An 11,089-nucleotide genomic window follows, 5' to 3' on the forward strand; every position below is an offset into this window, starting at 1 on the left:
TCAGTCCTGGGCGAGGATGGCGTACAGCCGGCGCCGGGCCTCGTCCAGCACCGCCACCGCCTGCTGCACCTGGCCGGCGGACCCGGTGCGGCCTACCTGTGCCGCTGCCTGGGCCAGTTCCATCCCGGCCCTCGGAAGGGAGGTGACCCCGCCGGACGCGGCAGCTGCCGGATCCCAGGGGGCCGCGCCGTGCCGGCCCGCGGCTTCCTCGCGGCCGGCCTCGGCCAGCGAGTAGATCTTGCGGCCGTTGGATTCCTCGGCACTGATGGATCCCTCATCGGCCAGGAGCTGCAGCGTGGGATAGACCGACCCGGCGCTCGGTTTCCAGCTGCCGCCGCTGCGCTCCTCGATCTCGCGGATGATCTGGTAGCCGTGCATGGGCCGCTCCGCAAGCAGGGCAAGCACGGCCGCCCGGACTTCGCCTTTTCCGGCCCGGGTTCCCATCCGCCTGTCGATGCGGGAACGCAACTCCTCGACCGCCTGCCACATGCCGTCCAGGCTGTTTCCGCCGTACCCGCCGGCGGGGGATGAAGCACGCATGATGGACTCCTTCGTCAAATCGTGAACGATATACAACGATACTCAGCGATACATGCGGCCACCATAGCTGCGGCGGGACCGCCGGTCCTTGATGCAGCCTGCCACTGCACCCACCGTACGCGGGGTTTGCTCAAGTCCGGCGCAGGGTCAGGATCTGTTCGGCCCGCCCGAAGGGTCCCTGCCTGTCGTGCAGCACGGTGGACGTCAGCCCGATCCCGTCGCGGCCGAACGACACCGCGTTGTCCAGCCCCAGCCACTCCCCCTCAGGCCTGCGGTACATGTGGACCTGGAGGTCCAGGTTGGGGAACGCATAGCTCCCCTGGCCCGGAGGGACGCGTGCGGCGATGCCGTTGGCTGTATCGACCAGTCCCATGAGCCGGGCGAAGTCGCTGCTGTCGGCATGGTCGGTCAGGGGATGGTCGGTGCGGAGCCAGACTTTCCCGGCGCCGGGCCTGTGCCCCTCGGCCACCCTCATTTCGAGCGAGCGGATGTAGCCTCCCGGCCAGACAGCCGAGCCATCGTAGGGCTTGCATTCATCCGGGCCGGGGATGGCAGCATCTTCGACGGCGGCCACGGCAGCCGTGTCGCTGGTCAGCATGCGCCACCCCGAGGCCCGGATTGCCGTCCGCCCTCCGGCAACCAGCTCGGCCTGCACCAGTTCAATGGTGCGGCCGGGCCGCAGCGTCGTGGTGTCGATCCGGAATTCGCCGCCGGGGATCAGGCCCAGGATCTCGTAGCTGATCCGGGCCATCCGCATGTCATCCCGCGGTTCGTGCCGCTCCAGGACGCCGGCCATCAGCCCCGATGCCGGCGCCATGTGCTGTTCGTGAACGTTCCATGCCCCCTGGGCATGGATGGTGGACCGGAAGCGGTTGCCGCCAAGGTCCTGGTAGTAGAAGTTGCCTTCGGCGAGTTCGGGCAGGTCTGCAGTCAAGGCTGGCCCCTTACGGAAAGTCAGTGAATTGCCACTAACTCTATCCCGGGCCGCCTGCGGACGGCGCGCTGAGGCTGCTGATGAAATGTTGGAAGCTGCGGGGGGCAATCGGACTAGACTCAGGAACTGGTCCTGTCAGCAACCTCGAATGAGGTGTTTTATGCGTGTCATCAGCTACAACCTCCGCAAGCACAAGGCCAGCGGCGAGCTCCTCGCCCTGGCACGGAACCACGACGTCGATGCGCTGTGCCTGCAGGAGGTGGACTCCAGCGACCTTCCCGAGACCCTGGGGCCCCTGCACCTGGCCGACGCCACGAAAGGCAACCGGCTGGGGCTGGCCATCTATTACCGCACCAGCCGGTTCACAGCCCTGGACACGCAGTCCTTTGCACTGAAGAAATCGATGCACGACCGCGTCCTGGCGCCGGCGCACGAACGCCTTATCGGCACGCGGGTCATGGACAATGAAACCCAGCACGAGCTGGTGATCGGGTCGTTCCACGCCGCACCTCTGACGGCATCGAACTCGCTGCGGCGCAAGCAGATCCATGCAGCCCACGCGGAGCTGCTGAGCATGGGCAAGGGCCTGATGACCCTGATGGTGGGCGACTTCAACTATCCGTTCTTCACCAAGAACCTTGACATGCACATGAAGAACTCGGGGTATGCCCTGTCGCTGAGCAACAGGCGCACCTACACCCGCTACAAGGTGTTCAAGGGCCACTTCGACTTTGCCACCTCACTGGGTCTGGACATCGCCAGTGTTGAAACGCTGCCGCGCGGCAACTCGGACCACCTGCCCATCCTGGTGACCGCCGAGTACGGCGAGGGCTACTAGGAGGTCATGGCGTCGGCAGCCGGTAGATCCGCGCGTCGGCGTTGCTGAACACGAGTTCCACACCTGGCTGGGATTTCAACCAGTCTTCCATCTGGGCGGAGTTGCGCTCGGTGGTCTGGCCCTGGAGTTCGAGGCTCGCCTCTGTTGACCGCATGAGCAGCACGAAGGCGCCGGCAGGGTTGTGCCTGCCGTAGTTGTAGAAGATCGGGCCGCAGCTCGCTGCTGACAGGTTCCGCCGGCACAAATCGTCCATTGTCCGGTACCGGTGCTCCAAGTAGGCGTCGCTTCGCCACGGCGTGGGGTGGGCAGCGGAGATGATGGCCGCGCCGTGGGGTGCCATCCGTTCAACTTCGGCCACCGCGGCCATTTCACTGCCGGTGAATATGTCGAATTTGGTATTCCCGAACCTGCTGGTCTCGATCAGCAGGGACAGCACCAGGAAGGTGGGAACGAGGACCGCCGTGGTGCGGAAGGGAAGGCGCGCGCTGCCCTCCTTCGGCAGCAGGATCGAGGACGCCTGCAGGGCGACGAAGGGCAGTGCGAACAATGAGACACGGATGAGCATTTCGCCGCCGTATGACTGCATCGGGAAGAGCAGGATCGGGGTAACGGCAAGCAGGACCACCCGGATGTCGAGGCGCTTCCTGCGCCAGTCGCGCAGCGCGCCTGCCGCGGCGAGGCCCCACAGCACGAGGGTCAGGACCATGCGGACCTTCACCACGAGGGAATGGCCGGGGGTGCCCGTCACGCGGTCGACGACATTCGCAGCAACCGCCCCCTGCAGTCCTGCGTCCTCGAGCGGCGGGTGGCCGATGAGATAAGCACTGGCCGGATAGACCAGCCAGAGCGCAAGGATCACGGCGGTGATCAGGGGCAGCCGGCTGGTCCAGACGCGCCCGCTGAGGCAGAGGGCCGTCATGGCAATGAGCATCATGAAGGGCGTCAGCTGGTGGCTGGCACAGATAACGGCCACCAGCAGGAGGGTGGCCACGAGTGCACTCACCCGGTGCTGTGGCCGGTGCTCGCAGGGGGACCGTCCCCGCCACCACACCGCAAGGTTGGCGGGCCGGAAGCCGCGGAACGTCCCGGGCAGTGCGGCCAACGGGCCGAGGAGCAGGGCGATCACGACGAGGTACAGGAAGAAGGCAAAGGCCTGTGGTGACAGGTAGTCCTGGTCCTGCCAGTTACCGAGGCAGAAAAGCCAGAGTACAAGCCAGCGTCGGCGGGGATCAGCCGTCAGGAACCGCGCCAGGACCCCCAGTGCGGCGAGCCACAATCCTACGTTAACCACCGGAGCCCAGAGCGCTATGGTTGCCGGGGCCAGGCCTGTGGCCTTGATGATGGTGGCCAGCAGGGCGAAATAGCCCGGCCAGTTGAAGTAGGCGTCAATGTCCGGATCGATCACCTGGGTGCTCGAAAGGGCGTCGGCGATCCCCAGATGCCGGAACGCGACTTCGCCCCGTGGTACATCGGTGACAAAGGCCGCGGTCCCAAACAGTTCCAGCACGAGCACCGCGAGGAGCCACATCATCACTGCCCGTCCCGCCGGTCCCCCGGCATTGCCCCGCAGCGCCGCGACGAAGGTGACATTAATGAGCACGAGCCCTATCCAGTAGGGGTAGGGCAGCACCGCGACGAGGCCCAGGTCGCTGGTGACGGGTACCGCCACGGTGGAGGCCGCCCCCGCAACGAGCAGCAACGATACGAGGCCGGCCAGTGCGAATCCCAGGTCGCGGAGCCGCAGCCGCCCCTGGTTGCGCCGGAGGGCGTCGACGGCGGCGGTCACAGGGCCTGCACCAGGGGAACGCACACGAGGTGTGCGGATGCCTCGGGGGCGGAGACGCCGGAAGCCTGATGTCGCTTTTCCGTGGCCGGGAGTTGGATCGCTGTCGGCTCGTTGCCCGGCAGTCCGCCGTCGTGCGCCCATGGTGCAACAGGTGAAAGGAGGGGAAGAGACAACTGGCTCACCAACCTTGCTGTATTGCGCGGACTCATGTCGGCCAATGGGTCAAGGCCCCGGAATGCGGCATGCCAGGGCTGCTGCGGCGGTTGTCCGGTCACCTGTCCATCGTTTCAGCAGCCGCGACGTCTCCGTAGCCTGGAGCATACGGGCTGGCCTGCGGGCGAACACCAGTAGTGGGTACCTAATTTCGCATCCGGACCTACCTTGTTTTAGGGCAGAAACCGGGGGCGTTCTCCTGCGCGGAACTGCTTTCCGAAGGGAGCCAGCCCCTCAGTGCACCGTCCGTGAGTGCTTCACGGGTAACGCCTGGCTACCAGGATTCCTCCCCGTCCAGCCTGGCCATCAGGTCCGGCCAGGACGCGGCGAAGCCGGGATGCAGCTCCAAAGAGTCCACTTCAGCCACCGGAATCCAGAGCAGCGCGATGCTCTCCGGATCGCTGATGACGGGCTCGAAGGATTCCTGCACCCGAACCACCACCGTGGTGTAGGACCAGTAGCCATGGTCCAGCACCGAGGTGAACAGCACTTCCACGCTCTCCGGCGGTACGGCGGCTTCCTCGTATGCCTCCCGAAGGGCACCCTCAACCGCTTCCTCACCCTCGTGCAGCGCACCGCCGGGCAGGCCCCACGTACCGCCGTTGTGGCTCCAGACGGCACGGTGCTGCAGGAGCACCCCCTTGGCGGGGTCGTAGGCCAGGACTCCCGCCGCGCCGAACCTGCCCCAGTACCGGCCGCGGTCGCCTTCCACCCAGGCGTCGCCGGGGTCCCGTGGACCGGTGCGCGGGGGCGGGGTGGAGGACATGCTGGAGGACAGTGGGTGATCCATCAATCCAGTTTGACAGGTCAAGCCGTGGGATGCAGGCCCGCGTCAGGTGTCGTGGCCGTGGTCGACGGCGAAATCGCCGCCGGGATACATGACCGTTTCGTGCCCGTCATCGAAGCGGACAACATAGGGCGGGTGTCCACCCTCGCCACGGACTTCCAAAATCACCCCGTGCCGGTCCGAGGACCCCACCGTCTTCCCGCGCACCACGATGCGGTCTCCTTGGGCTGCCTCCATGGCAATCACCTCCAGCCCCCAGATTACGACTCCGCGCGGACATGGAACAGGGCCCCGTGGCAGGATTCCGGTATGCCGTTGAACCTGGTCCTGATCGCCGATACCCACGTGCCCAAACGCGCCAAGACCCTGCCTGCGGAGGTGTGGGCCGCCGTCGAAAAGGCCGACGTGGTGTTCCACGCCGGGGACTGGGTGGAGGCGGCGCTGCTGGACGAATTCGAACGCCGGAGCAGGCGGCTGCTCGGCGTGTACGGCAACAATGACGGACCCGACCTGAGGCGGCGGCTGCCGGAAACAGCCACCGCAACGCTCGGCGGCATCCGCTTTGCCATGGTGCACGAGACAGGCCAGGCCAAGGGCCGCGAACTTCGGTGCGAGGCGCTGTACCCGTCGGCGGACGTGCTGGTGTTCGGCCACAGCCACATCCCCTGGGACACCACCTCACCCCGTGGACTGAGGCTGCTGAATCCCGGGTCGCCCACGGACCGCCGCCGCCAGCCGGCCTGCACGTTCATGGAGGCGGTGGTCGATGCCGGGCAGCTGGCACGGGTCACCCTGGTGGAGGTCGGCCGCGGCTGACACCGCCCGGGCTTGGCAGGGCGGTGAATCTTTGCTTAGGCTGGGAAACGTAAGCATGCTTAGCTTTTGCTGTTGCCGGTGGGCAGCCGCAGTTTCCCCGGAGTCCGGGCGGTGGACCGGCCCGGAGTCCGCACGAACAGGAGGACCGCCATGACTGACCAGTACACGTTCCGCAATCCCGTTACTGCCCACGAAAAGATCTCCCCGCCCAAGCAGCACCAGCCGGAGCCGGGCCTGGATGCAGAACTTGAGCCCAGGGCCGACCTCGGCGAGGAGACGTACCGGGGCACGGGGCGGCTGGAAGGCCGCCGTGCGATCGTGACCGGCGCCGACTCGGGGATTGGCGCCGCGACGGCCATCGCCTTCGCCCGGGAGGGTGCCGACGTCGTCCTTTCCTACCTGCCGCAGGAAGAGGAGGACGCGGCCCGTATTGCGGGCATCATCGAAGCGGCCGGCCGGAAGGCCGTGAAGGTCCCGGGCGACCTCAAGGACTCCGCAGCCTGCCGGGACCTGGTGGACACCGCGGTTGCCGTCCTGGGCGGCGTGGACATCCTGGTCAACAATGCCGGGAAGCAGGTGGCCCAGGAGGACCTGCAGGACATCACGGACGAACAATTCGACCACACGCTCAAGACCAACGTCTACGCCATGTTCTGGGTGACCAAGGCCGCCGTTCCGCATATGCCGGCGGGCTCAACCATCATCAACACCACGTCCATCCAGGCCTACAACCCGTCGCCAACCCTGGTGGACTACGCCACCACCAAGGCCTCCATCAACAACTTCACCAAGGGCCTGGCCCAGCAGCTGGCGCCCAAAGGGATCCGGGTGAACGCCGTGGCTCCCGGCCCCATCTGGACGCCCCTGCAGGTCAGCAGCGGCCAGCCCAAGGAGCAGCTGCCGGAGTTCGGCCAGTCCACTCCCCTGGGCCGCGCGGGCCAGCCCGCCGAACTCGCCCCCGCCTACGTCTTCCTGGCCTCCCCGGAGTCCAGCTTCGTAGTGGGCGAAACATTGAACGTCAACGGCGGCAGCCCCACCCCGTAGCGGCGGCTCCCGGGAACCGCCGGCGGTGACTGCGCTCAGCCGCCGGCCTCGTGGTCCGATGCGTCCTGGCCCGCCAGGAGCTGGTCAGTGGCGGGGTCCGGCTCGCCGCCGAAGAATTGGGCCAGCACGGTCTTGAACACTGTTTCTCCGGGTGCGGCCCGGAGAAACAGTGTCATGGACGAGCGGAGCTTTTTGGCGTCAATGCCGCCGAAGATGTCCTCTGCCGACTGGTCGGCGTGGTTCGCCAGGACCATGGCACATTCAAGCAGCCGGGGCCCCAGGACCTCGTGGTCCAGGTACGCACGGGCCTCGGCCAGCGAGGAAATGGCATACCTGCGCGAGGTTTCACTCTGCCCGAGCCCGGCAATCTGCGGGAAGATGAACCACATCCAGTGCCCGGACTTGCTGCCCACCTGGAGCTCCCCCAGGGCCTGCTCATAGGTTCCGCCGCTGTCCTGGGCAGCGACGAAACGGTCAAGGCCAAACGGTTCATTCATGGCGTTCTCCTGGGTGCGTTCAAAGGGACAGGTCTTCCTCAAGGGCTGCAGCGGCAGCCTGCAGCTGGGGGTCGGGGTCTTCCCGCCACCTCGCCAGGACAACGGCAGCCCGTTGCCGCTCCCGCTCCCCCAAACCGGCCAGCATCGGTGCCAGCACATCGGCGAGCAGCGGCGCTGCCAGGTCCCGCGACTGGGCGGACCGCATGAAACCCTCCAGCCGGGTCAGGTCCGAGTGCCGGAGCAGCCCAACCCGCGACTGCAGCAGCACCACGGCGGCCAGGCGGCGTTCGAAAACCGGCCGGACGCCCGGCCGCGGCTGGCCCCACAGGGCGGAGGCCAGCATGACGGTGGCGTCATGGTCAAGGTCCTTGAACTTCCGCAGGGCATCGCGGACCGTGCCGCGGACTGCGCCGACCGAGGAGCCATAGGAGGCAAGAAGCCCGCCCACCCGGTGCGCCACCTCGTCCGCGCGGTACCAGGCACCCTCGTTCTGGAGGGTCCGGTCGATGAATTCCGCCGCGGCGGACACTGTCTCCGCAGCACCCGTCATTGTCCGCGCCCCGCGGCGGCGTGCAGGATACAGAACGGCGTCCAGGGCCGCGCTTCCAGCCTGCCCTCGGCGATGGGTTCCCCGCACACTGCACAGAGGCCGTAGGTGCCTCCGGCGAGCCGGGCCAGGGCAGCTTCGACCTCATCAAGTCCGGCCGAGCTTTGCTTCAGGAGCGCCGAGGCCTGCGAGAGTTCGAAGGCGATGGTGGAGCCTTCGGGGTCATGCTCATCGTCGACGTTGGAGTCGCGGCGTGCCAAGTTCGCCGACTCAATGTCGGCGCGCAGCGCGGGCAGCAGCGCCAGGCGCCGTGCCCGCTCATCTTCGAGCAGCGCACGGAACCGTTCGAAATCTGGCATGGGGAAAGCCTAGCGCGTCAGTCAGTACCAGTTCAGGGACACCGAGTGGTTCCAGGCGGCACACGGGGAGCCATAGCGGTCCCGAATGTAGCCGAGGCCCCACTCGATCTGGGTGCGGTAGCTGGTCAGCCAATCGCCGCCGGCGCTGGCATACTTTCCCGGCGGCAGGGCCTGGGGTATCCCGTAGGCGCCTGAATAGGGGTTGGTGGCGGTGGTCAGCCACCCCGATTCCTTGGTCCAGAGCTGGGCAAGGCACAGAAACTGGTCCTGGCCCCAGCCGAAGGCGGCGAGGCGTCCGGAAGCGTAGCTTTTCGCCCCGGCCGGGTCATTCACGGACCCGCCGGGAACGGAAGGCACGACGACGGCGGGCGGGGATGGCGGGGCGGGTGCCACGGGAGGGGTGCCGGGAGCAGGCGGCCCAGGGTCGCCGGCGGGAACGCCGGGCTGCACGGGATTTGGCTGGACAGGGTTTGGCTGAACGGGGTTTGGCTGAAGCGGTTTCGGTTGCGTGGGGCTTTCCTGCTCTGGAGTACCTGCGGGTGCGGGCTGCCGGGCAGCGGCGGCCGCTTGCCGGCGGGCCTGTTCCTCTGCCGCAGCACGCTTGGCCTCCTGGGCCTTTTCGTAGGCAGCCAGGGCCGCCTGGCCCTGCCGGTACTCCCCCTCAAGGGCCGCCGTCGTTCCCTTCAGGGCTGCGAGCTGCGCCGTCAGCTCCGTGCTGTGCTGCTGCTCCCGGGCCAGCTGCCGGTCGAGCGCGTCACGCGCCGAGCGGGCAGTATCCAGTGCTGCCTTGGCCTCCGCCGACAACCGCTCCCGCTCGTTCCTGGCAGCCCTTTCCTGCTCGGTGAGTGCGGCGGCGACCTGGCCCGCGGCCCCGGCCTTTTCAACCAGTGCGGCGGTCTTGTCCCCGACGAGCTTGACCAGGTTCAGCCCCTGCACGCTGTTGGTGCCGAGGGCGTCCAGTGCCACGAAGAAACCCGCGTTGGTGCCGCCGGTTTTGTAGGACTGCGCGGCAAGGGCGCCCAGGTCTTTCCGATGCCTGGCCAGTTCATCGTTGGCCCTTGCCGCCTGCGCGGACAGGGTGTCCAGCCGCTGCGTCGCGGAGTCGAGTCCGGCCTGCGCCACGGCGTAATCGGCCGCCGACCGGACGGCAGCGTCCCCGGCGGCCTCCGATTGCTCCTGCAATCCGTCCAGGAGGCCAGTAATGGTGTTGATTTCGGCTGCTTTCGCGGCCTCCGATGACTGCGCGGCGTGCACGTCAGCCCAGGAGGGGTAGCCGGCAGTCGGGTCCTGATCGTCCGCCGTAGCCGCGTGAAGGGGGGAGCCGGCCACGGCCAAGGCCAACAGGACCGCGGTCAGCGGGAGCCGGGGGCGGATCACGAACAGGGGCATAGTCCCGAAGCCTACCCTCCGCTATGGCCCGCAGGCATGGATCCGTGTCGGGATTGTTACCCGGACCTTCGCGGCGTCCACCAAGGTCAGCACGGGAAAGTGGGGCCACGTCCATTCGCTGGCGGAATCTGAGAGAATCGCCTCGCATGTTATCCAAATGTGACAATTGCGGGGAGCTCGGGTTATGGTCGTTTGGTGTCCCTCTCAGTCGGGACATTCCCATCAGTATGCCGAGCCCTGCCGCTGATCATGGGATACAACCGCTCCAGCTGGCAGGGACGGGGGAACCAAGTTTCCACGGCCACATGTGGCCTAGGGGTTAAGTCGATAGCGCCTCCGTATGTCGCGGGGTGCTTCCGGCCGGGTATCTCCAGCCCGAACCCGACAGCTCACCCCGCAGGCATGGGAGAGGCGATCAACCGTGTCAAAAATTTCAACTTCTGCCCGTCACCGCGCGACTCCGGCCCGCTCCATTGTGCTCGAGGGCCTCGCCGTTACAGCCAAGTCCCAGGCCCGCTCACTGGGCCGCCCTGCGCTCGCCGTAGCCGCGGCATCCGGCATTGCGTTCGGTGTGGGCGCCCCGGCCCACGCGGGTGTGACCGGAGCGGACACCACTGAGAACAGCAGCGTCCAGGCCTACTCGGCGCCGGCCGCGCCCGCCGTGGCCCCCGCGGCGGCCACGGGGAACGTGCACACCGTCGTTTCCGGTGACACCCTCGGCGCCATCGCCTCGGCCTATGGCGTCGGCCTGAACGACCTCCTGGCCGCCAACGGCCTGGGTCTGTCCTCGATCATCTACCCGGGCGACCAGATCCAGATCCCCGGCGCGGGCTACACGGCGGCTCCGGCACCGGCGCCAGCACCGGCGCCCGTCCAGACTGCGGCGGCCAGCGCACCGACGAACACCGGCATGAACATGTCCTACGCTTCAGCCACCCCGGCCGCGGCCACCACGGGCACCGGAACAGGCGCGGCCATCCTGGCATCCGCCTACAGCCAGGTCGGTGTGAACCAGGACTGCACCGCGATGGTCGAGAATGCACTGCGTTCCGTTGGCAAGAGCGTCGGCGACCTGGCCCCTACCCAGTTCTTCCAGTATGGAACGGTGGTTGGTGCTCCGGCCCCCGGTGACCTCATCATCACCTCCGGCCACGTGGGCGTCTACGCCGGCGACGGCCAGGTTGTGAGCGGCGGCGTCAACGGATACACCACCCAGGTCCACTCCATCAGCTGGCTCAGCGGCTACTCCGTGGTCCGCGTAGCCTAGGTTCCCACAGCTTCGCCCGGCGAAGCGGTGTCATACAGAAGGGCGGCAGCCGGTATACCGGCTGCCGCCCTT

Annotated in this window: 13 protein-coding genes and 1 riboswitch; of the genes, 4 read left to right on the forward strand and 9 right to left on the reverse strand. The window is 67.4% G+C overall.

All coding sequences use genetic code 11. From position 1 onward, the window contains the following. Both RM50_RS15475 and RM50_RS15480 read right to left on the reverse strand, forming a co-directional pair. Entirely contained in the window at positions 1-540 is a 540-nt protein-coding gene (locus tag RM50_RS15475) for a PadR family transcriptional regulator (RefSeq protein WP_043454518.1), read from the reverse strand. A 130-nt stretch (positions 541-670) separates the two neighbouring features. After that, positions 671-1,474 (reverse strand): thioesterase family protein, encoded by an 804-nt coding sequence (locus tag RM50_RS15480; RefSeq protein ID WP_043454522.1) that lies wholly within the window; start codon positions 1,472-1,474, stop codon positions 671-673. 160 nt (positions 1,475-1,634) lie between these two features. On the opposite strand from RM50_RS15480, the gene RM50_RS15485 reads away from it, so the two are divergent. Then, a complete protein-coding gene (locus RM50_RS15485) occupies positions 1,635-2,312 on the forward strand; it encodes an endonuclease/exonuclease/phosphatase family protein (protein WP_043454525.1) in 678 nt (225 codons plus the stop codon). Positions 2,313-2,316: 4 nt separating this feature from the next. On the opposite strand, the gene RM50_RS15490 is transcribed toward RM50_RS15485, so the two are convergent. The 3 genes from RM50_RS15490 to RM50_RS15500 form a co-directional block, all read right to left on the reverse strand. After that, the gene (locus tag RM50_RS15490; RefSeq protein WP_043454528.1) at positions 2,317-4,098 is read right to left on the reverse strand and encodes a hypothetical protein; all 1,782 of its coding nucleotides are present in this window, start codon (positions 4,096-4,098) and stop codon (positions 2,317-2,319) included. 487 nt (positions 4,099-4,585) lie between these two features. Continuing rightward, on the reverse strand, positions 4,586-5,101 hold the full coding sequence (locus RM50_RS15495) for an NUDIX domain-containing protein (protein WP_043454531.1): 516 nt from the start codon (positions 5,099-5,101) through the stop codon (positions 4,586-4,588). A gap of 42 nt (positions 5,102-5,143) precedes the next feature. Then, complete coding sequence (locus tag RM50_RS15500) at positions 5,144-5,335, reverse strand: DUF1918 domain-containing protein (RefSeq protein WP_043454568.1); 192 nt, start codon at positions 5,333-5,335, stop codon at positions 5,144-5,146. 72 nt (positions 5,336-5,407) lie between these two features. Here RM50_RS15500 and RM50_RS15505 point away from each other — a divergent pair, with 72 nt between their 5' ends. Together RM50_RS15505 and RM50_RS15510 are read left to right on the forward strand one after the other, a co-directional pair. Continuing rightward, a complete protein-coding gene (locus RM50_RS15505) occupies positions 5,408-5,914 on the forward strand; it encodes a metallophosphoesterase family protein (protein WP_043454534.1) in 507 nt (168 codons plus the stop codon). 150 nt (positions 5,915-6,064) lie between these two features. Beyond that, positions 6,065-6,958: a glucose 1-dehydrogenase gene (locus tag RM50_RS15510; RefSeq protein WP_043454536.1), complete on the forward strand. Its 894-nt coding sequence runs from the start codon at positions 6,065-6,067 to the stop codon at positions 6,956-6,958. A 35-nt stretch (positions 6,959-6,993) separates the two neighbouring features. Here the strand turns inward: RM50_RS15510 and RM50_RS15515 are convergent, their stop codons facing one another. From RM50_RS15515 to RM50_RS15530, 4 genes are read right to left on the reverse strand one after another with little or no spacing between them, the layout of a single operon-like run. Next, positions 6,994-7,455: a DUF1810 domain-containing protein gene (locus tag RM50_RS15515; protein ID WP_043454539.1), complete on the reverse strand. Its 462-nt coding sequence runs from the start codon at positions 7,453-7,455 to the stop codon at positions 6,994-6,996. 19 nt (positions 7,456-7,474) lie between these two features. Beyond that, the gene (locus tag RM50_RS15520; protein WP_043454542.1) at positions 7,475-8,005 is read right to left on the reverse strand and encodes a DNA alkylation repair protein; all 531 of its coding nucleotides are present in this window, start codon (positions 8,003-8,005) and stop codon (positions 7,475-7,477) included. Then, on the reverse strand, positions 8,002-8,361 hold the full coding sequence (locus tag RM50_RS15525; RefSeq protein WP_043454544.1) for a TraR/DksA family transcriptional regulator: 360 nt from the start codon (positions 8,359-8,361) through the stop codon (positions 8,002-8,004). Before RM50_RS15525 ends, RM50_RS15520 begins: the two co-directional genes overlap by 4 nt. Positions 8,362-8,382: 21 nt before the next feature. Further along, entirely contained in the window at positions 8,383-9,750 is a 1,368-nt protein-coding gene (locus RM50_RS15530) for a transglycosylase (protein WP_043454547.1), read from the reverse strand. A 248-nt stretch (positions 9,751-9,998) separates the two neighbouring features. Continuing rightward, a riboswitch (cyclic di-AMP (ydaO/yuaA leader) is annotated at positions 9,999-10,168 on the forward strand. Between the two features lie 3 nt (positions 10,169-10,171). Here RM50_RS15530 and RM50_RS15535 point away from each other — a divergent pair. Next, a complete protein-coding gene (locus RM50_RS15535; protein ID WP_043454550.1) occupies positions 10,172-11,017 on the forward strand; it encodes a C40 family peptidase in 846 nt (281 codons plus the stop codon). Positions 11,018-11,089: the final 72 nt, after the last annotated feature.

The sequence above is a fragment of the Pseudarthrobacter phenanthrenivorans genome (assembly GCF_000813845.1).
Taxonomy (GTDB): Bacteria; Actinomycetota; Actinomycetes; order Actinomycetales; family Micrococcaceae; genus Arthrobacter; species Arthrobacter phenanthrenivorans_B.

Bases quoted from the DNA above. Each gene is read 5' to 3' on its own strand.
- RM50_RS15475 (WP_043454518.1), bottom strand. From the start codon at position 540: ATGCGTGCTTCATCCCCCGCCGGCGGGTACGGCGGAAACAGCCTGGAC.
- RM50_RS15485 (WP_043454525.1), top strand. From the start codon at position 1,635: ATGCGTGTCATCAGCTACAACCTCCGCAAGCACAAGGCCAGCGGCGAG.
- RM50_RS15495 (WP_043454531.1), bottom strand. From the start codon at position 5,101: ATGGATCACCCACTGTCCTCCAGCATGTCCTCCACCCCGCCCCCGCGC.
- RM50_RS15500 (WP_043454568.1), bottom strand. From the start codon at position 5,335: ATGGAGGCAGCCCAAGGAGACCGCATCGTGGTGCGCGGGAAGACGGTG.
- RM50_RS15505 (WP_043454534.1), top strand. From the start codon at position 5,408: ATGCCGTTGAACCTGGTCCTGATCGCCGATACCCACGTGCCCAAACGC.
- RM50_RS15510 (WP_043454536.1), top strand. From the start codon at position 6,065: ATGACTGACCAGTACACGTTCCGCAATCCCGTTACTGCCCACGAAAAG.
- RM50_RS15515 (WP_043454539.1), bottom strand. From the start codon at position 7,455: ATGAATGAACCGTTTGGCCTTGACCGTTTCGTCGCTGCCCAGGACAGC.
- RM50_RS15520 (WP_043454542.1), bottom strand. From the start codon at position 8,005: ATGACGGGTGCTGCGGAGACAGTGTCCGCCGCGGCGGAATTCATCGAC.
- RM50_RS15525 (WP_043454544.1), bottom strand. From the start codon at position 8,361: ATGCCAGATTTCGAACGGTTCCGTGCGCTGCTCGAAGATGAGCGGGCA.
- RM50_RS15530 (WP_043454547.1), bottom strand. From the start codon at position 9,750: ATGCCCCTGTTCGTGATCCGCCCCCGGCTCCCGCTGACCGCGGTCCTG.